Below are 1,083 nucleotides of genomic sequence, written 5' to 3'. Positions count from 1 at the left end.
TGGCCGAACAGCAGCCAGGCCGGTTCACCCTCGCGGCAGGCGTGAGCGAGCCAGGCGACGGGTCATGAGCAAGGTCATCGACCAGTAGACCATCGCCTCCGCGCTGGTGGTGCGCCGCTCGAAGTCGCGGACCAGGCGGCGGCTTCGCATCAGGTGGGCGAAGAGACGCTCGATGATCCACCGCTTGGGCAGCACCACGAAGCCGCGCATGTCATCGCTGCGTTTGACGATCGCCAGGACCAGGGCGAACGTGGCCAGGCAGTGCTCGACGAGGCTGCCGGTGTAGCCGCCGTCAGCCCAGACCAGGGCCAGGCGATGGTGAGCCTCGGCCACCTGCCCGAGCAGGACCTGGGCGGCGGAGCGGTCGCCGACATCCGCGGCGGTGACCATCACGCCCAGCAGCAGGCCGAGGGTGTCGACCACGACGTGCCGCTTGCGGCCGTTGACGAGCTTGCCGCCGTCGAAGCCGCGGCTGTCCGCGCCGACGACGGCGTCCGCCTTGACGGACTGCGAGTCGATCACCCCGGCCGTCGGCTCCGCATGCCGCCCCAGCTCTTCGCGGACCCTCGCGCGCAACCGGTCGTGGAACTCCTTGACCAGGGCGTGGTCGCGCCAGCGGCGAAAGAATGCGTAGATGCGGTCCCACGGCGGGAAGTCGGCGGGCATCGCCCGCCACTTGATCCCGTTGTCCACGAGATACCGGATCGCATCGAGCATGGCACGGTGGCAGTACGCCTCCGGCCGGCCACCCCGGCCACGCATCCAGCCCGGCACCGGCAGCAGCGGCAGGACCCGGGCCCACTCCGCGTCCGTCATGTCCGTCGGGTAGCGCGGCTGTCGCGTCCCGTTGTCAGCGGCGTTTCCGAACCGGTGAGCCAGGCAGTCACACTCCCAGGTGACCGCGCTGGACTGCCCGGCCATCGGCACGCAAGACTGCTGCACCAGGGCCTCCTGCTGCTCGGTGATTCGACACCAACGAGCTGTTCAGGAGGCCCTGTTCGTATGCGTCCAGCGCCCCGCGATCACCCGATCGGGACTCCCGTTCGACGCACATCTCTCAAGATCGAAAAGAGAACAGCTTCT

General features: G+C 69.1%; 1 protein-coding gene. It reads right to left on the bottom strand.

What is annotated here, in order from left to right; all coding sequences use genetic code 11:
- Positions 1-24: 24 nt before the first annotated feature.
- The gene (locus RM812_RS41825; protein WP_311586205.1) at positions 25-816 is read right to left on the bottom strand and encodes an IS5 family transposase; all 792 of its coding nucleotides are present in this window, start codon (positions 814-816) and stop codon (positions 25-27) included.
- Positions 817-1,083: the final 267 nt, after the last annotated feature.

The organism is Streptomyces lancefieldiae, from assembly GCF_031845825.1.
Classification (GTDB): domain Bacteria; phylum Actinomycetota; class Actinomycetes; order Streptomycetales; family Streptomycetaceae; genus Streptomyces; species Streptomyces lancefieldiae.
Note: the sequence above shows the minus strand (reverse complement) of the source record. Positions and strands in the feature narration are given on the sequence as shown.